The 18,308-nt window shown below is 57.1% G+C and carries 16 protein-coding genes, 1 tRNA gene and 1 pseudogene; 11 read left to right on the top strand and 7 right to left on the bottom strand.

Annotated features, from left to right (window positions below; translation table 11 throughout):
- Nucleotides 1–4 precede the first annotated feature (4 nt).
- The 5 genes from E1958_RS12660 (at nucleotide 5) to E1958_RS22035 (ending at nucleotide 2,368) form a co-directional block, all read left to right on the top strand.
- Nucleotides 5–310 carry a DUF4258 domain-containing protein gene (locus tag E1958_RS12660; RefSeq protein ID WP_133512195.1) on the top strand — a complete coding sequence of 102 codons (306 nt, stop codon included), beginning with the start codon at nucleotides 5–7 and terminating at the stop codon, nucleotides 308–310.
- Between the two features lie 3 nt (nucleotides 311–313).
- A complete protein-coding gene (locus E1958_RS12655; protein ID WP_133512194.1) occupies nucleotides 314–595 on the top strand; it encodes a YgiT-type zinc finger protein in 282 nt (93 codons plus the stop codon).
- Nucleotides 596–1,026: 431 nt separating this feature from the next.
- On the top strand, nucleotides 1,027–1,281 hold the full coding sequence (locus E1958_RS12650) for a UPF0175 family protein (RefSeq protein WP_133512193.1): 255 nt from the start codon (nucleotides 1,027–1,029) through the stop codon (nucleotides 1,279–1,281).
- Entirely contained in the window at nucleotides 1,253–1,792 is a 540-nt protein-coding gene (locus tag E1958_RS22250) for a PIN domain-containing protein (protein WP_481752902.1), read from the top strand. Before E1958_RS12650 ends, E1958_RS22250 begins: the two co-directional genes overlap by 29 nt.
- A 48-nt stretch (nucleotides 1,793–1,840) precedes the next feature.
- A complete protein-coding gene (locus E1958_RS22035) occupies nucleotides 1,841–2,368 on the top strand; it encodes a HigA family addiction module antitoxin (protein ID WP_133512245.1) in 528 nt (175 codons plus the stop codon).
- Here E1958_RS22035 and E1958_RS12640 read toward each other — a convergent pair.
- Nucleotides 2,358–2,687, bottom strand: coding sequence for an FmdB family zinc ribbon protein (locus tag E1958_RS12640; protein ID WP_133512192.1), 330 nt, complete (start codon nucleotides 2,685–2,687; stop codon nucleotides 2,358–2,360). The two genes, E1958_RS22035 and E1958_RS12640, sit on opposite strands and share 11 nt — an antisense overlap.
- Nucleotides 2,688–2,815: 128 nt before the next feature.
- On the opposite strand from E1958_RS12640, the gene E1958_RS12635 reads away from it, so the two are divergent.
- Nucleotides 2,816–3,670 carry an SDR family oxidoreductase gene (locus E1958_RS12635; RefSeq protein WP_133512191.1) on the top strand — a complete coding sequence of 285 codons (855 nt, stop codon included), beginning with the start codon at nucleotides 2,816–2,818 and terminating at the stop codon, nucleotides 3,668–3,670.
- 334 nt (nucleotides 3,671–4,004) lie between these two features.
- On the opposite strand, the pseudogene E1958_RS12630 reads toward E1958_RS12635, so the two are convergent.
- Nucleotides 4,005–4,172, bottom strand: a pseudogene (locus E1958_RS12630) (hypothetical protein); the annotation flags it as partial.
- 374 nt (nucleotides 4,173–4,546) lie between these two features.
- On the opposite strand from E1958_RS12630, the gene E1958_RS12625 reads away from it, so the two are divergent.
- Nucleotides 4,547–5,503 (top strand): MBL fold metallo-hydrolase, encoded by a 957-nt coding sequence (locus E1958_RS12625; RefSeq protein ID WP_133512189.1) that lies wholly within the window; start codon nucleotides 4,547–4,549, stop codon nucleotides 5,501–5,503.
- A 19-nt stretch (nucleotides 5,504–5,522) separates the two neighbouring features.
- Here the strand turns inward: E1958_RS12625 and E1958_RS12620 are convergent, their stop codons facing one another.
- From E1958_RS12620 to E1958_RS12600, 5 genes are all read right to left on the bottom strand, one after another.
- Entirely contained in the window at nucleotides 5,523–6,752 is a 1,230-nt protein-coding gene (locus E1958_RS12620) for a glycosyltransferase (RefSeq protein WP_133512188.1), read from the bottom strand.
- 175 nt (nucleotides 6,753–6,927) lie between these two features.
- A complete protein-coding gene (locus E1958_RS12615) occupies nucleotides 6,928–7,095 on the bottom strand; it encodes a phosphatase PAP2 family protein (RefSeq protein WP_424945084.1) in 168 nt (55 codons plus the stop codon).
- Between the two features lie 187 nt (nucleotides 7,096–7,282).
- Nucleotides 7,283–7,507 (bottom strand): transposase family protein, encoded by a 225-nt coding sequence (locus tag E1958_RS12610; protein WP_243448420.1) that lies wholly within the window; start codon nucleotides 7,505–7,507, stop codon nucleotides 7,283–7,285.
- Between the two features lie 160 nt (nucleotides 7,508–7,667).
- Entirely contained in the window at nucleotides 7,668–8,312 is a 645-nt protein-coding gene (locus E1958_RS12605) for a tetratricopeptide repeat protein (protein WP_133512187.1), read from the bottom strand.
- A 2-nt stretch (nucleotides 8,313–8,314) separates the two neighbouring features.
- On the bottom strand, nucleotides 8,315–10,447 hold the full coding sequence (locus tag E1958_RS12600; protein WP_133512186.1) for an SUMF1/EgtB/PvdO family nonheme iron enzyme: 2,133 nt from the start codon (nucleotides 10,445–10,447) through the stop codon (nucleotides 8,315–8,317).
- 386 nt (nucleotides 10,448–10,833) lie between these two features.
- Between E1958_RS12600 and rpoD the strand changes: the two genes are divergently transcribed.
- From rpoD to E1958_RS12580, 4 genes are all read left to right on the top strand, one after another.
- Nucleotides 10,834–12,651, top strand: a complete 1,818-nt coding sequence (gene rpoD / locus E1958_RS12595; protein ID WP_133512185.1) for an RNA polymerase sigma factor RpoD — start codon at nucleotides 10,834–10,836, stop codon at nucleotides 12,649–12,651.
- Nucleotides 12,652–12,658: 7 nt separating this feature from the next.
- A tRNA-Ile gene (locus E1958_RS12590) sits at nucleotides 12,659–12,734 on the top strand.
- 1,768 nt (nucleotides 12,735–14,502) lie between these two features.
- Complete coding sequence (locus E1958_RS12585; RefSeq protein WP_208108597.1) at nucleotides 14,503–15,564, top strand: 3-oxoacyl-[acyl-carrier-protein] synthase III C-terminal domain-containing protein; 1,062 nt, start codon at nucleotides 14,503–14,505, stop codon at nucleotides 15,562–15,564.
- A 665-nt stretch (nucleotides 15,565–16,229) separates the two neighbouring features.
- Complete coding sequence (locus E1958_RS12580; RefSeq protein ID WP_166664648.1) at nucleotides 16,230–18,110, top strand: ATP-binding response regulator; 1,881 nt, start codon at nucleotides 16,230–16,232, stop codon at nucleotides 18,108–18,110.
- The last annotated feature ends 198 nt before the right edge of the window (nucleotides 18,111–18,308 follow it).

Genomic DNA, 18,308 nt, shown 5'->3' with positions numbered 1-18,308 from the left:
AATTATGCTCGAATTGAAATGGATACAAGATAAAGTCGGGAAAAGTCAGTATTATCTTTCACGGCATGGCGATCAAGAAAGGAAAAACGACAATCTTGTAATAACAGAAATCGAAGAAGCTATATTAAATGGAAGAATAATAGAAGAGTATAAAGATACCGGACGGGGAGAAAGTTGTTTGGTTGCCGGATTCACTGGCCAGGGAAAACCGATTCATGTAGTGTGTGCTGAAATGGAGGATGATTTGCTCATAGTAACCGTATATGTTCCAACTCCACCGAAATTTAAAACTATCTACGAAAGAGGTTAATTTATGCGAAAAATTTGTCACTTTTGCGGGAACAAGAATTTCAGGCAAGTGAATGTTCAATACACATACACACATGACGATAAATATCTTATTGTTAACGAAGTCCCATGTGAACAATGTGAGTATTGCGGCGAACAATATTTTAAAGCAGATACTATAAAAGCAATTGAACAAGAATTCGATCAAATCTATGTACATGGCAAGAAAACGAAGGAAGAAATTCGTGTTCCAGTAGAACGATTCATCGAGGTTGACGTGCCTAATCAGGTAAGGGCAGGTGATTAACCCACCCTCCCGACCAAAAGGACACCCACTTTATTTGACTTGTTTTCCTCTAAGCTAGATTCCCCTCAACCCAACGCGCAGCCAGGAATCTGACCATGACCGCTCCCCGTTCCGTTCTTGTCTCCCTTGAGGACACCCCTTGGTATCACTGCGTGTGCCGCTGCGTGTGCCGTGCCTTCCTGTACAATGCTATTAAGTTAAGCCTCAGCGGCACCGCTTGTCGTTGGGATGGAAGCCGTGGAGCTTGACGGGCTTGATCTTTCACGGGTAAGAGCAGTCCGGTCGGACGGCTTCGACGCAGGCAGCCATCGCCAGTATTAATGATATGTGCTGTAATAACCGCATGCGTATGTCATATTGACACAGATTCGTATGCCGATTGATGAATACGCGTATAAATCCATACGAGGGGGGAGGGGGGAGATACAAAAATGAGTGTGGTATTAGAGATTCCAGATCAGGTTGCTCATGCGCTTCGATTGCCGGCAAGTGAGCAACAACAGTCGCTCATGACGGAATTAGCGGTTGCGCTGTATGCCCGAGGTATCCTGTCGTTTGGAAAAGCGCGAGAATTAACCTCCTTAAATCGCATCGAATTTGGGCTGTTGTTAGGACGACGTGATATTCCTCGTTGCTATACTGAGCAGGATTTAGAGGATGATATTGCCTATGCCCGTGGTCAGTAACACCTCACCAATCTGGAATCTTGCGAGTATTGAACGCCTTGATTTGTTTCATGAACAATTTTCGGATGTTCGGATTCCACACGATGTGTGGCAGGAATTGCAGGTCGGTCACGAGTATCCTGAAGTGGTGCGAATTCAACGGGCGATTGATGCCAAGTGGATCACCGTTGAGTCACTCTCCAATCCATATCTTCAACAGTCCCTGATGTTGGAGATAACAACAAAAAAAGGACACCCATTTTGTTTATGCGGTGCTTCGAGTTGCCAGCTACCAGTCGGGTGTATCCGACATTTCCCTGTTTCCGGTTGTGCAATAGCCCAACTTCGGATTGAGTATGGGAAAAGCCATGTGGGGTACGGTGAGCCTGCCTGCCGTTTCCCGCCTACTCCCTGTTTGCCTGTGCTGGCGGCTAGGCAGGGTCGGTACAGGCAGGCGTCTCTGAGGACGAGGCAGGCAGGAAACGAACCGCCTTACTGTTCTGTAGACCCTAATGAATTATGCTCGAATTGAAATGGATACAAGATAAAGTCGAGAAAAGTGAGTATTATCTTTCACGGCATGGCGATCAAGAAAGGAAAAACGACAATCTTGAACGAGCGCGCGGGAATCAGTCCGGAGATGGCAATTCGGCTGTCTAAGGCATTTGGTACGTCAGCTGAGAGCTGGCTAAACCAACAATCGCAGTATGATTTGTGGGTCGCAGAAAAGTCTCTGGGCAAAATTAGGTCAAGCGCCTGTCCGCGGCCTAACAAGGCGCTGCAGCCGACGGCCAACCCGCTTCGCAGGCGGTTCGCGGCTAAAAAAGACAAAAGAAAAATTCGATTTGATCGGTCCCCAACGGACCGAGTATGCTCCAGTATCCATACCAAGACGGTGCTTTCCGTCCTCGGCGCAACACGCGCTACGGGTGGGGGGCTAGCCCTTACCCGACCGGGATTTGCACCCGGCAAGAAGCGCCAAGCTTCGCTTGGCGCACTAATCTGCGGATCAAAAAAGTTTCGGCAGACAGACAGATCTGCCGAGACCATGGTTTCGGGAAGCTTTATACGCCCTCGCCCTGAGCCGCCCTCTGCACTCATCCCGTAGCGGGGACCTTCGATTCGGCAGCGGTTTTTTTCTTATCGCCGCCTTTGTCCTGCTTGGTGTCCTGAGACGAGCCCGCATCCTTCTTCTTCTCGCCGTCCTCCTTCTTTTCACCACCTTCGTGTAGGTTCTTCTGCTTTCCACCCTTGAAGTCCGTCTCATACCAGCCGCTGCCCTTGAGCCGAAACCCCGCGGCGGATACCAGCTTCTTCAGTGCCGGTTGCGCACACTCGGGGCAATCTATCAGCGGCGGATCGGTGATCTTCTGCAAGACCTCCAGCTCGTGGTCACACTGCTCGCATCGATATTCGTAGAAAGGCATGTTGCTACCTCGCCAATCACCAGTTGAGAAAACTTGAAGCCAATGGGGCTTGCGGCGGGTGATTTCAACCGATCACAGGTAGAATTCCGTCCGCGAAACAATCCTTTCGGCGGCCCGGGAGAGACCAAATGCAACCCGAGGAAACGCGCACGATCCTGATCACCGGCTGCTCCAGCGGCATCGGTTACGCCTGCGCCCATGGCTTGCGGGAACGAGGCTACCGCGTCTTCGCATCGGCCCGGAAACCAGAGGACGTGGAACGACTGTCCAGCGAGGGTCTGGAGGCGTTGCGCCTGGACCTGGACGATCCGGCCACTATCCGGGATGCGGTCGACCGGGTCCTGTCCCGTACCCAAGGCCAGCTCTACGCTTTATTCAACAATGGTGCCTACACGCAGGTGGGGGCCGTGGAGGATCTGTCGCGCGCGGTGTTGCGCGCCCAGCTGGAGACCAATCTGCTCGGTTGGCATGAGCTTACCTGCCGCCTCATACCCATCATGCGCCACCAGGGCTACGGCCGCATCGTCCAGAACAGCTCCATCCTCGGGTTGACGACTTTGGCCTACCGGGGCGCCTACGTAGCCAGCAAGTTCGCCCTGGAGGGGCTGACGGACACCCTGCGTCTGGAGCTCGCCGGCAGCGGTATCCAGGTCTCTCTGATCGAACCCGGCCCCATCAAGAGCCGGATCCGAGCCAACAGCTATGAGAAGTTCCGCGCCCACATCGATCGAGAGCACAGCCCACACCGGGAGCAATATCGCGCCGTGGAAAAGCGCCTGCTCCGGGAAGGAGCAGTCCAACCCTTTACTCTGCCTCCTCAGGCGGTACTCAAGAAGTTGATCCACGCCTTGGAGAGTCCACGGCCCAAGCCCCGCTACTATGTCACCGTTCCCACCTACCTATTCGGCGGATTGCGCCGAGTGCTGTCCTCCCGGGGGCTCGACCGGGTGCTGAGGTGGATCTCGGATTCCGGTAGTAGATGATCCCGCCACCGGATTGGGGGTGTATGAATTGCCACCAACGACCAGTCGCCGGCTGCCGGCAATGGAGGGTGGGCTCTGCCCACCGACTCACCCGGTTCCGATGAGGCCGGGGGACAGTTTGAACCCTAAGGGGGTAGTGGTAATTTTTTAAATGGTTAGGGTAGAAGGGTTCATTATGCCCCGTTGCTTGATTTGATCCCCTCTCCTCGGCCCTCTCCCGGAGGGAGAGGGGGTGCTGCGTGTGGCGTGCCCAACCCACTGCGAGTGGCGATGTTTCCATTTAAACCATGCTCTGTTGCAGGTCGGCGAGGAGAAAGTCTGGTGTCGCGGCGGTTTACTCAGCGGCATGGAGCTGGTTCTTGGTCTGAGTTCGGAGCTGGTTCAGGGCGGCGATGCGGCGCGCGCAAGCGCGGATGGTCAGAGCCAAGGCAGCGGGGCGTTGCCAGGGGGTAAAGGGCATGCGCAGGGCGAATTGGGCCAGGACGGTGGCATCGACGGCATCGGTCTTGGTACGCGATCAACCAGGTTGCTATCGCCATCGCCCACAGGATTACCGGCCAGTATGCCAGCTTAGGAATCAAATTATCCCGGTAATGGATAATTGATCACGAATCACATTTGTATCCGTTCCATATGAACGGTATACATTCAACCACTTATAGCTCATTGCGGCGACAGCCACCAGTGAAATGAGAACAGACAACAGCCAGAGGTACGGGGTATTGGAACGGAAAAATTCCATGCTGGTTTACGTCCGCGATAGCGTTTGGAAAGAGTAGTATACTGGGCACAGATCCGGATAAGGGTAGCGGCGGTCATGCAGAATGATAAATTTTTTGTCCCCAGAACAGTAGTGAATAGCACGGTAGTAGATCGATGACAAGAGAAGATAAAGAGAGTCTGGGTGTATGTCGTTCGGTAGCCGTCACCTGTATCTCGGAAGTCGGCTGGCATGACACGGACCGAATGCTGGCGGATATCAAAGGTGAGGGTGGTCCTGACGCCAGTCAGTGGGACAAGCCTTGGCAGGCGAGCAATGCCGCAGGCAGCGCCGCCCTCATCGAGGTCGAGCTGCTGACGGGGGCACGGCACAAGTTTCTCCTCGATTGCGGGTGGAACGAGGCCTACATGCAAGGCCGTTTCGAGGCAACCGGCGTTGACGGCATGCTGGCACGGGGCGAGATCGAGTTCCTGTTCCTGTCCCATGAGCACTTGGATCACCTGTGGGGGCTGCAAGCCGTCCTGCGTTACCGTCCGGACCTTCCCCTGCGCGTGCCACCCGGCTTCACCGAGGAGGCGCTGGCGTTTATCCGCGGTGAGCGTTCGGCACCTACCTCCACGGACAGGGTGCCGCCTGTCCGTCATGCCGGTCCCATTCTCATCACTCCCCCGGACGAGCCGACAGTCCTTTACCCCGGCTGTGTGGCGGTGGCCTTCGACCTTCCCATCTTGCTCGGCATCAGAGGCGAACAGTCACTGTATTTCCGGGTTCAAGACCAGGGGACCGTCTGTGTTACCGGTTGTTGCCATCAGACGGTTACCACCCTGGCGGATTACGCCCTTACCCATATCGCGACCGAGTCGACCTTGTACGGTCTTTACGGGGGTCTCCATATTGCCCCCTTTGACCCGTCGCTGTCTCCCGCGCAGGAGCGGATGATCGCCGATCTGGGGCGATTCGGCTTCCGCAAGATCGCCGCCAATCACTGCACCGGCGTGCCGGCGGTGGAGAGGATGATTGCACTCGGCTATCCCGTTGTGCGTGGTTCCGGCCGATACGGCTCCGCGAGCCCGCTGATGCTCGGCAACGGCGACCGTGTCGTCTTCGATTAGGGCTGATTTGGATTAGGGCCTACCTGGACACAAGCGTCCGGTAGAACGCGAGCATGCGGTCGGCGAGGATCGGGGCGGACCAGGTCCGAGCGTAGGCCCGGGCCTGCGCGCCGAGCCTTGTGCGTAGATTGGAATCGGAAAGAAGGCGCACCGTCTTGGAGGCGAAATCGGCCTCGTCATCGGTGGCAATCAGGCATCCCTCACCACCGTCGAGGACCTCTTGGGTACCCATGACGGCAGTAGAGACCACGGGTACGCCCAGGGCCATGGCCTCCAAGAGCACCAGACCCTGGGTCTCGGTGCGGGAGGCAAAGACGAATCCGTCTCCGGCGCGGTAACAGTCCTCCAGATCACCGTCGCGGCTCAGATAGCCCACGAACAGGAGCTGTTCGCGTAGGCCCAGCTCGACGCCCATGGATTCCAATCTGCGGCGTGCCGGCCCCTCGCCGGCGATGACGAGCAGCACATCCGGAATCTCGCGCTTGACCCGCACCAGCATACGCAAGAGAAAGTCCACATTCTTCTCGAAGGCCAAGCGCCCGATGTGAACCAGCACGGGCCGGTCCGCCGGAATTCCGTAACGGTGTCTAAAGCGTGCTCCGTCACCCTGACTGAATTGCTCAAGCTCGATACCGGTGGGAATGACCGTGGCCGGTGTCGTTACCCCGTAGGTCTCGAGTATAGATCGCGTGGCCCGCGACGGGACCACGAGCGCATCCAGGTTGCCGCACTGGGCGGCGGAAATATGCCGCGCCGCCAGGCGCAGCCAGGACGGAGGTAAACAGGTAATGTACTTGTCGACATATTGCTCGAAGAAGGTGTGATAGCTTTCGACTACCGGGACCTTCAGCCGGCGCACCAGTTTCAGCCCCGCGTAATGGGCGATAAAAGGGGTTTGGATATGGAGTAGGTCGTAGTCCTGTGCCGCCAGTCGCGGGGTAAGCGAACGGATTCGGCTCATGCGCAAGAGGCGATCCTCCGTGTCCAGTGGAAGATAGCGCGATGCGATGCGGATGATTTCGAAAGACTCCAACTCATCGCCGGTATGCTCGGCGTGGGGAGGAGCCGCAGAGATAGAGGTACCTTTGCGCAACGCCCAGCTCCTCCCTTGTGCCATTGGGCCATAGTCAGGTGCGATCAGCGTAACCTGGTGCCCCTGCTTCGAAAACTCGGTGGCGAATGTCTGGATCGATGTGGATACGCCGTTAATCCGCGGGAAATAGACGTCGGAGATCATCAGGATGCGCATGGTGGCACCATAATTTTAAGAAAACCGGACTTAGAGACCGGGATCGAACGGTTGGATTCAGATGGCCGCACAGGACGCACGGGTGGAGAGACAATGGAACCTGGGCGTCTCGCCGGCGGGACTTGGCCCAGACGGCCCTATGGATAGGGAGACAACCCTGTAGCTCCGCTGCAGGTTAAGGTAAGAGCAGAATTCCCGCATAGCCCAGCACAAACCCGATGCCCGTAGCCGCCAGGACGTCGCTTGGATAGTGAAGGCCGAGGATAACGCGGGAGCTTGCGACCAAAAGGGTAAAAGGTACCAAAACCCAGGCCAGCTGAGGATAGTAATGCAACGCAACCACAGGGCGAGCGCGTATAAATTTTTAACCACACAGGACCTTAGCGCGGTAGTCGTCATCCCAAGCGGCTCGGCGTCGCTTCTGTGCCAAACGCAAGGAGGAAGGCTCACGCTCAAACAAATTCAGGCCCAGGTGTCGGATCGCGGTCATGATGGCTGGCGCGTTGCCGCTGCGAATGCGGCTGGCATCCTCATGTTACCGACAGCCGCGAGATCACGCTGGCAATACAATCGTGGGAGGGGACGCCGTTCGTAAAGGGGGCAAACTGACGCAGCCACTGCAGCTTTGCCTTGCCGAACTCCTCAATGGCCTCCCAACCGTCGGCACCACGGACGACGGCACAGATCACCAGCAGTCGAATATCCATCAAGCCGTGAAGTTGATGGCGCTCAACCCGCGGATCTTCAAGGCCCAAAAAAAGGTCTTGAAAGCGGCTTGTCAGGGGGAAAACTCCAAAAGTTGTTTCCCCCTACTTTCACCTATCTATTTGTTATTATGCAAATTTATACGCGCTCGCCCTGGAGAGAATACCTGGTCTACCCCTATTCCGGTTTGATAGTGGTTAGTATGGAGGGTTACCGAGAGGATTGCTGATCGATTGTCCGTTCCGTCCGGCCACGGGGCGGTGTTGTGTTTCCTGTTTTCCCTTGCTTTCCCGTTTTCCCGGGTTTTCTTGTCTTCCCCCGCTTTCCCGTTTTCGGTTTTTTTATCTTTTTCCGCTTTCCTGTTTTCCTCGGCTTTTTTGTCTTTCCCCGCTTTCTTGTCTTCCCTCGCTTTCCTGTTTTCCCCGGTTTTCTTGTCTTTCCCTGCTTTTTTGCCTTCCCCGACCGGTAAATCTGCTTGACATTGGTGAGTTTGCGTTCGGCTTTGAGGCAAAGCTGGATTTCCCGGTCCTTGGAACATTTCGCGGCCTTGGTATACCAGTCGCGTGCCTGAAGCAGATCTCGCTTCACGCCGAGACTCATCTTATAGAAGTCACCGAGCCGTAGCTGGGCCTTTTGATGCCCCTGCTCCGCGGCCTTGCGATACCAATAGGCTGCGCGCTCGTAGTCCCGTACCTGGGGGGTTCCTTCCTCGTAATTCCTGCCTAAGGAGAACTGCAGCTCAGGACCACTCGTTTCGGCAATTTTCTCTATCAAGGTACAGGCGGCGAGCAACATCACAACCGCCACTGCTACCCAGACTCGGACGAGCCAAATTAATCCTTGTGCCTGTTTCATGACTATCTCCTCACCTTTCGGCTAGCGGCCTCCCGCGATCTGGGTTCCCCTACGTTGTCACTTCCCGATTCGAGACCGAACGTGCGCACCAATCGGAAGCCGACGGTGTTGAAACGAAAGCTTCGGGGGGCCCCGTCCCGTGCCGCGGATCGTGCCAGCACCGGTGCGTCGAGCCAAGAGCCGCCGCGCAGGACCTGCGGCGCCCCGCCGAAGCGTCCGCTGCAGGTTGCCTGGCTACCGTCGTAGCTGGTTGCGTATGCGGAGCAGGTCCATTCGGCCAGATTGCCCAGCATCTCGCGCAGACCAAATGGATTGGGCGGAAAGGCCCCGGTCGGGGCTGCATAGGTGTGCGTGTCTTCGCAGTCGGCGGTATTGGCGTATCTGCAGCCTGCTTGGGGATTATCGCCCCAGAAACGGCTTGACGTAGTGCCGGCACGCGCCGCGTACTCCCACTCCAGCTCAGTCGGCAGGCGATAGCGGCGACCAGTCTGTTTGGATAACCAGTTTGCATAGGCACTGGCGTCGTTCCAGCTGACGCAGGCAACGGGATGTCGATCCGTGACCTCATACCCCGGATGCTCCCAGGTAAGCTTCCGATCTTCCACCAAGCGTTGCCAATTCTCGTCCGGTTTCTGGCAGGGAAATTCGCTGCCGGCCTCGGATCGGTAACCCGTCTCCTCGATGAACCGCCGATAATGTCCCAAAGTGAGCTCGGTTTCGCCCATGGCGAACGGCTCCGCGACCCGCGCGAGGTGGCGTCGCTCGTCGGAATGGCGGCCCTTCTCTTTCGGCAGAGAGCCCATCTGGAACTCTCCCGCAGGCAGCCAGACCATGATGGGGCCGAAGCCGCCGTTACTCATGGGATCCGAAAAACGCGTTCCAGATATGGGTAGGGGCTCGGGCTCCGGTGGCTGCGTCGGCTTGTCTTTAGGTTGTGTATCATCGGCGACCTTGTCGGCAGTCTCCAGGGGCGGCAGGGTCGTCGTTACATCCGGTGTACCTGAGCCGGAGTCGGGTTCACCCGCATTAAAGTACAGACCAAGACCGGAAACCATGAGGACGACTACCGCCGTGCCGGCTGCGAGCCAGAGGCGTGCACTGCGCCTCCTCGGCTCCTGCGGCGCCGGCTCGCTTGTAACCTGGGGGACCGCGGGGGTAGGTGCAGTCTTCGGTGGCGAGACACAAGTAGGGTCATCGGGGCCGGAAGCGGGTCTGACGACGGTTGCCTCATCCGCTTGGGACGCGTCGGAGGCCGTTGCTACGGATTGCCGCCACTCGGATACGGACCGCGGCCGCTCCTCCGGTTTGACCGCCAGGGCCTGGTCGATTGCGGCCAGGATCGGTTGCGGATAGATGTCCTTGCATTCCTCGGTAGCTGCCCGTTGGTTGCCACCGCGCAGTCGCTCCATGGCACTCAAGGGTTTATGACCCGTCACCGCTTGGTAAAGCACGGCACCGAAGCTGTAGATATCCGTCCATGGGCCCTGATCGCCGACATTATGGTATTGCTCCAGGGCGGCATAGACAGGGGTGTAGGACGATACGATTGAGTGCTCCTGCCCGGGGACCACGCGGCGCGCGGCCCCGAAATCGATCAATACCGGCGTGCCGTCGGCACGGATCAGGATATTCGCCGGCTTGATGTCCCGGTGCAGGATAGCAGCTGCATGGATCCGTTCCAGGCCGTCGAGCAGAGAATAGAAGAGGGTGTCGATCTCTGGGGGAGGCAGCTGGCCCCGTTGCTCGAGAATCTCCGAGAGAGGACGGCCTTGCTCGAAATCCATAAACATATAGGCGGTTCCGTTCGCCTCGCGATAACGGGTTACGCGTACGATGTTCGGATGGCGCTCCGGGCGCGCCAGCTCCCACAGGGTCTTGGCCTCTTGCAGGAAGCGGTCGCGCGCCCAGTTGAAGGTCTCCTCGGTCTGATCGGAGAGGGGCATCACGTGACCATCCGCCCTCCGGTAGGCGAACTCAGGGGGCAGGAATTCCTTGATCACGGCCGTTTCCGGGAAATGGGTGTTTCGGCACTCGTAGACGATACCGAAGCCTCCCGCACCCAGGACCCGGATGATCCGAAACTCCTCGATCATCTCCCCCACCGCCAAAGCATGGGGCATATTCGGCGTTGCCATCTGTGTTTTTCTCGGCTGTAGCTCGTGAGGTGTCGGCGGCACCTGATTGCTTTTCGAGGTCGCGTCCCCAACCACATGCGTTGACTGCCGGTTGCCACTTTAGCGCCGGTTTCACTTCCTTCCAAGGGGGTCGAACAGGGCAAGTGCGTATCAACCTGCCGAGAAACCGTCCTGGCGGATCTATCTGTCTGCCTGCTTGGCGGCAGACAGGTCCTGCTTGCCTTTGCAGATGCTAAAGTTATCCGGACCCTTGTCGGCAGTCTGAAATCCATACGGGATTTTTTACTTTGGCGACAAGAAAAAATCCTCATCGATTTGTGTTAAAATAGAAAGTTAAGTGTCCATAGTTGGCCCCCAGAACCCGCAGGTCCCTTACAGGTCCCTTAATGGATCAAGAACAGCAACAATCCCAGCTCAAGCAACTGATCGCCAAGGGTAAGGAGCAAGGATTCCTGACCTATACCGAAGTCAACGACCATCTGCCGCCCGGCATTGTCGAGCCGGAGCAAATCGAAGATATCGTGCATATGATCAACGACATGGGGATCGTGGTGCACGAGACCACGCCTGCGGAAATCGATCGGACCTTGAGCGATTCCACCGTCTCCGATGACGAGGCTGCCGAAGCCGCCGCGGCGGCGCTGGCATCGGTAGACAACGAGTTTGGGCGAACCACCGACCCGGTGCGCATGTATATGCGGGAGATGGGTACCGTAGAGCTGCTGACCCGTGAGGGCGAACTGCGGATCGCCAAGCGAATCGAAGACGGTCTCAATCAGGTCCTTTCTGCCCTTTCCACCTATCCCCGCACGGTCGAAAAGCTGCTGGACAGCTTTACCCGGGTGGAGGACGGAGAGATTCGCCTCTCCGATGTTATCTCGGGATTCGCCGACGCCGACGATCAGACACCGGCGTCGCCGGCCGCGGCCAAGAACGGCAAAACCGAGTCGGCCACGGACGGTGACGACGAAGCGGCCGCAGTGGATACGGGCCCGGATCTGGAAGAAGTCGCCCGCCGGGTACAGCTGCTGCGCGGCCATTATGCAGTGATGCGTGATTGCCTGGCGCGGTTTGGGCGGGATGACGAACGTACCCGTGCCACCATGCAGGAGGTCTCCAAGGCGTTCCTGCACTTCAAGCTGGTGGCCAACGTCTTCCAGGTGTTGGTGGAGACCTTGCGTTACGCCATTGAGCGGATCCGCACCCAAGAGCGTGTGATCATGGGTCTGGCGGTCGAAGTAGCCGGGATGCCGCGCAAAGTATTCATCGATACCTTTCCGGACCACGAGACCAACCTGGAGTGGATCGACCAGCAGCTTGCCGGCGGTGGGTCCTATGCCGAGCAACTTGCGGCGAACGCCCAGGATATCCGCCGCGCCCAGCGTAGGTTGCAGGACGTGGAAAAGGAGAACATGCTCACCATCGGCGAGATCAAGGACGTCAACCGCAGGATGTCCATCGGAGAGGCCAAGGCCCGACGCGCGAAGAAGGAAATGGTCGAGGCCAACCTGCGCTTGGTCATTTCCATCGCCAAAAAGTACACCAACCGCGGTCTGCAGTTTTTGGATCTGATCCAGGAGGGCAATATCGGCCTCATGAAGGCCGTGGATAAGTTCGAGTACCGCCGCGGCTACAAGTTTTCCACCTACGCCACCTGGTGGATCCGTCAGGCCATCACCCGCTCTATCGCTGACCAGGCGCGGACGATCCGCATCCCGGTACATATGATCGAGACCATCAACAAGCTCAATCGCATTTCCCGTCAGATGGTCCAGGAGATGGGTCGTGAGGCCACGCCTGAGGAGCTCGCCGCGCGGATGGAGATGCCCGAAGACAAGGTGCGCAAGGTCATGAAGATCGCCAAGGAGCCCATTTCCATGGAGACTCCCATCGGCGACGATGAGGACTCCCATCTGGGTGATTTTATCGAAGACGCCGGGGTGATCGCCCCGGTGGAATCTGCCACTGCCGAAGGCCTGCGCGAGGCGACTCAAAACATGTTGGCCAGCCTCACCTCTCGGGAGGCCAAGGTCCTGCGCATGCGTTTCGGCATCGATATGAATACCGACCACACCCTGGAAGAGGTCGGTAAGCAATTCGATGTCACGCGCGAGCGTATTCGTCAGATCGAGGCCAAGGCCCTGCGCAAGCTACGCCATCCGACCCGCTCCGAAAAGCTCAAAAGCTTCCTCGATACGGAGTGAGCGCTACGGGCCGTTAGCTCAGCGGTTAGAGCAGGGGACTCATAATCCCTTGGTCCGGGGTTCAAATCCCTGACGGCCCACCAACTCTCCCTCCGAGAGGATGTCGTAAAAGCCCCTCTCCCGGTCTCTGGTTCCCAGGCAGCGCATAGGAACGAGAAAATGTCGGCGATCCCAGAGGCCGACAGGATGTCGGCGGTCCTAGGGGCCGACAAAGTGTCGGCGGTTCCGGGGACGCTGGGACCGCCGTCTTTCAGACGGCTTACCCACCCAATGACCAGCTGCCGGCAACGGTCAGAGCAGACGCCTTGTGGGCCGCACCGGATAACGCCGGACCGCCGGCAGGTTCGCCCGTGTATACCCAATGGTGGACACCAGCCTGATGCTCTGTGCGGCGCGGAGCAACCAGGTTCCCACGCGCCGCGTGGGAACGTGAAAAACCGCGTCGGGCGTCACCTTTTACGACACTCTCTCCAAGAGAGGGTTGGGGAGAGGGGATCAAAAAGATGAATCTCTCTAGGTTAACACTTATGAATTTACCACCACCGGGCAGTTTTTCGACCTGGATGCGCCGTGAGTGCGCCCTTTCTCGGAGGCGCACAGAAATAACATAGTAGAAACAGAAACTTAGGATCATACAACACGAGATAGGCCATTCCTGTGTTGCCGTTTTTGTCGGATTGAGATTACTCACACCAAGTGTGAATACTTGCAGGTATTCGTAACATGCTATTCTATGATCATGTGGTGTGCCCTGCCGCCGGTTGGTGTTACAACTCAATGCCATGTAAGTTAAGCGTCACCGGTCGACAAACAAGAGGAGAAACGACGAATCACGCGAGTCCTCACGGATCGATTCGCGCGTTTTGTCTTTTCTTTAACTTTTCGGTGGTCGGGCCAGGGGGCGTTCAGACTCGTTTGTATTCTCGACGCCGGGGCACGCTTTTGACCCGACCTGTCACGACAAGCGGCCGGTAGCTAACTTAATGGCGTTGAAAATCGGCCAGGATAATCTAAAGGTAAAGAACGATTCTTCCAATGAACATACACTATGGTTACTGGAAAAAACTTGGAGTAACCAAAGAGCTACTGGAATGCCCCTTCTATAACATAGAGTTTGGTGTCATTTTGCTATCTAGAATTCGGGATCGGATTGAAAAGCCGACCGTTAGAAAAATTGCGTCTATTTACAATCTTCTAGGGGCAAGAAAGGTAACGGACTATGGCGCACGAGTAGGGAGACTATACTACTTACAACCTTGGAGAAAGCGAGGGTGTGCGGTATGAAAAAAGCACTCTTGGTGTCTCTTTCCATATCAGTTCTACTTGGCATGTTTGCCCTCTACGCAGGTATGCAACACAATGCTATGGGTGAATTCTGTCGAGATGACAATTTAGATGTATGCAAAATTGATTACTTATATGCATCTTCTATTTTCTTGTCTTGGGTTGTCGTCTCGTTTCTCGCCCAAATTATAGCTATCTATCTGGTACGCATACTTATTCGGCTTAGTCATTACCTGACATTAGGGTCAAGTCAGACACGCCGATAAGGGACATGGGGTCTCGAGTCCAATGCATCCGGTCAGCAAGAAAGAGGAGAAACTACGAATCACGCGAATCCTCACGGATCGATTCGCGCGATTCGTAGTTTTTTCTTCCGCATCCTGATCGACCACGACACGCGGTCAGCAGCTAACTTAATGGCATTGTGTTACAATTGCCCTGGCCAAGCGGGCCGAAAGCGCGTTCCTGTTATCCAGCCGTGGCGCGGCTGGATTTCCTAATCCTTGAGTTGTGACCAGCAAGCGGAGATGACCATGAGTAAAGACAACTATCGAATTTTGATCCTAGATGATGATTTTTTGTCCAAACATGATTATTAAAAGTATTGCGGCAAGTCTCGGCTCAAGGCGGGTATCCAACGATGAAGTGATCGAGCTGATCAAGGAGCATTCGACTGCATACCAGGGTAACATCAAGCGCGCAACTAGACTTATCAGGAAACTATTAGAAATATCAGGATTGGAAGAACGGCGCTGGTGTGATCGCCATGAACAACCACTCGATCATGTGGCAATGGCGACCAACCAGGCCCTGTCCGAATGCTATCTGACCCCATCTCTTATCGATTTGTTGATTTATGTGGGTATTGGACGAGGCTTTTTGGAACCCGGCAATAGCCACATGATCGCCAATGTACTCGGGTTTCACAAGGCCCAGTGCTTCGACATTACCGATGCTTGCATGAGTTGGGCGCGCGCCCTGCATCTGGTCGATTCCTTGTTCAAATCCGGGGCCTACAAAAATGCCATTATCATCAACGCCGAATTCAACATGATCGAGAATGGCCCCTTGTTCCCAAGGAATTTTGCCCTGAAGAACGAAGAACAGATCTATTATACCTTCCCGTCCTACAGCATCGGTGAAGCGGCGACGGCTACCCTCCTGATACCGAAAGAACCCGAAAATTTCGCGTTTAGTTTCTCGACCCGACCCGACTTGGCGGATCTGTGCACAATTCCCATGAACGGGTATGAGGATTTTTGTCACCCCAATGAATTGATCGGCGCCAACGGCCCGCTTCAATTTACCTCATTCGGTATCGATTTACATAAAAGTGGACAGGATGAATCCATTGCCGTGTATAAGGCAATGGCAAAGAACAAGAAGCAGGTCGATAAAATATTCGTCCATGCCTCATCGAAAAAGGAATGGGACTTGTATGGGCAGGCCATTGGTGTCGCCGACAAGATACACCATATCTATCCCCTGACCGGAAACCTGGTCTCCGCATCCATCCCGGCCGCGATGGTCGACGCCATCAAGTCCGACCATTTAAAGCGGCATGAACGGGTCGCCTTGTGGGTGGGCTCCTCCGGCATGAGCTTCAATGCGACCCATTTCGTGTTTTAAGATCACCTGCATACCAGTGACGAAATCGTATTTTTCGAGGTGCCCCTAAAATGCATCAGCTGATCCATTATCTCAGCCACACCCTGAAGCGAGGCACGCACAGAGCGCGATATAACATCATGTTGGTCGGCATTATCGGATTGATCGGCCACCCGCTTTACTGGGCAATCTGGGTATACCTGCTGCCACAACCCTACGAGAGTCCGTTGCTACGCTTTTCAGGTGCCGCAATTTGTGCCCCATTAGCCATGGTTAAATTCTGGCCCTCGGGACTCAAACGATTTTTACCTGCTTATTGGCATTTCGCAGTTTTATATTGCTTACCTTTCATATTCACCTACCTCATGCTGCAAAATGAATATAGCATGGTGTGGCTGTTATGCTACCTGGTAATGATAGTCATCGTGATACAATTAATACCTGAAGCCGTGTGGTTTGTTGTCGTTTTGGTCGTTGGTTCAGTAGCGGGGGCGACTTTATTTGCTATAGAAGAAGGGCCTATCTTATTTGATGCCTTCAATCTCGAATACATCCCTATATTCTTGTTTATGCTGTTCGTGGGCATGCTTTTTCAACATATGGTACGCAAAGCGATCGCAGACCTAACTCGTGAAAGAGAACAAGGCAAGGTATTTAAGGCTTTATCGGGCAGTATCGCCCATGAGATGCGCAATCCGCTGGGACAGCTCCGCCACAGCCTCAACAACATCCAAAACCAACTGCCGGTCTATCACCCGGAGCGACCGACCGCGGCCCTGGATGAGGCGTCCCTCGAACGCATCTATCAGGGGGTTGGTCACGGCCAGATGGCGGTCAAACGCGGGATCCAGATCATCGATATGATCCTGGACGAGATCCGGGAGCGGCCGATCGATTCCGAGCGCTTCGTCTATCTCTCGGCCGCCCGCACCACCCACAAGGCGCTCGACGAGTATGGCTATGACTCCGCGGGCGAACGCGGGCGGGTCCATTTGGAGGTGCGGGAGGATTTCAGCTTCCGCATCGACGAGACCCTGTATATCTTCGTCCTCTTCAACCTGATGAAGAACGCCCTCTACTATTTCAAGCACCGCAGCGCGGGCGAGATCCGCATCCGGCTGGCATGCGGGGATGCGCATAACCGGGTGTACTTTCGCGACACCGGCCCCGGCATCCCCAAACCGGACCTGGCGCGGCTCTTCGACGGCTTCTTTACCGCCGGCAAGCAGGGTGGGACCGGCCTCGGGCTCGCCTACTGCAAACGGGTGATGCGGGCCTTCGGCGGCGATATCACCTGTGATTCGGTCCTGGGGGAATACACCGAGTTCACCCTCAGCTTTCCGGCGGTGGCAGAGCAGGACCTGGCCGCTGACCAGGCCCGGATCATCGCCGCGGCCCGGCCTGCGTTCCAGGGTAAGCGCCTGCTGGTGGTCGATGACGAGTCCCTCCACCGCGCGGCGGTGCAACAACAGCTGGCGCCCTTGGAGGTGGTGATCGACGAGGCAGCGGACGGTCGCCAGGCCATCGAGCTGGCGCGCACCAACCCCTATGACCTGATCCTCATGGATCTCAACATGCCGGTCATGAACGGCTACGAGGCCGCCGAGCGCCTGCGCCGGGGCGAGGCCCGGGGGGAAACAGGCACCGACGCGGCGGCCATCCCCATCGTCGCCCACACCGCCGAGCCGCCCTACATCGCCCGCGGCAAGACGGAAAAGGTCGGGATGCGGGAGCTGGTCGCCAAGCCCTGCAGCCAGGCCGAGCTGATCCGCGCCCTGCGCCCGGTCCTGGAGGCCGGTCCGAATCCAGGGGCCGGCCTTGCCGACACCGGTGGATTGCCGGTGTTGCTGGTGGACGACTCGGCCCTCAACCGCGACCTGCTGGCACTCAGCCTGAAGGAGAAGGTCGGCCTGGCGGTGGACAAGGCCGTCGACGGGGCCGAGGCCTGGGATCTGCTGCAGGCGCAGGCGTATGCCCTGCTCATTACCGACCTCCGGATGCCGGTGCTGGACGGCCTGGCGCTGACCCGCCGGGTCCGCACCAGCCCCGACGCCCGGCTGCGCCGGCTGCCGATTATCGCCTTTAGCGGTGCCGAAGATGAAGAAGACGCCGCCAAGGCGGCCGGGGTGGATGCCTATCGGCTCAAGACCGACCCCATCGAGGGGCTGCTGGCGACCATCGGCAGGCTGTTGGACCAGACGCCCCAGCCCGCGCCCGACGTGCCCCCGTCACCCGCGGACCACCCGCCGCCACCCGCGTTCGACCTCGGCCCCGCCGCCGCCAGGCTCGGGGTGTCGCCGGCGAAAATGGCGGAGTTCTTCGCGGTCTTCCGGGCCGAATCTCGAGACATCCCGGCCATCCTGCGCCAGGCCCTGAGTGCGGGGGATACGGCTGCTTTGGACGCGCAGGCGCACAAGCTCAAAGGGTCCGCCGCCGCCTTATGCGCCGAACCCGTCCGGGCGGCCGCCGAGGCCCTGGAGAATGCGTGTCGTGACGACCGAACCGAAGCCCTCGAGGACCTGACGACGGACCTGGTCCTGGCCCTCGAGGCCTTGCTCGCGGCCTGAAGCGGGTGGAGACGTAGGGTGAGCTGTGCCCACCGAACACCGGATCGCGCGGTAGCCCAGGTAGGTCGGGTAAGACGCGCCTGCTGCGAAGCTGCTGCCATTAGCCGCGGTGATTGGCGCGCCGTCACCCGACACCGGGTGGCCGGTATGTCGGGTGGCCGGCTCCGGTGGTGAGTTGTTACGAAGCAGGCCGGGACG

Source organism: Candidatus Thiosymbion oneisti, assembly GCF_004359955.1.
Classification (GTDB): domain Bacteria; phylum Pseudomonadota; class Gammaproteobacteria; order Chromatiales; family Chromatiaceae; genus Thiosymbion; species Thiosymbion oneisti.
Note: the sequence above shows the minus strand (reverse complement) of the source record. Positions and strands in the feature narration are given on the sequence as shown.